Consider the following 262-nt stretch of genomic DNA (forward strand, 5'->3'; position numbering starts at 1 on the left):
GCTCAGCCTGTTTTTCAGCGATCCGGATATGCATCCGCTGGATTTCAGTCTGCTGAACCGGCGCGAGGCTGACGAAGAGCCTGAAGATGATGTGCTGATGCAGAAAGCGGCAGGGCTTGCCGGAGGTGTCCGCTTTGGCCCGGACGGGAATGAAGTTATCCCCGCTTCCCCGGATGTGGCGGACATGACGGAGGATGACGTAATGCTGATGACAGTATCAGAAGGGATCGCAGGAGGAGTCCGGTATGGCTGAACCGGTAGG

Annotated in this window: 1 protein-coding gene; it reads left to right on the forward strand. The window is 58.0% G+C overall.

Annotation, left to right across the window (positions count from 1 at the left end):
- The coding region (locus tag SB775_RS30660) for a phage tail assembly protein T (protein ID WP_000696867.1) at positions 1–253 on the forward strand (253 nt) is incomplete at its 5' end.
- Positions 254–262 lie beyond the last annotated feature (9 nt).

The organism is Peribacillus sp. SIMBA_075, from assembly GCF_046534585.1.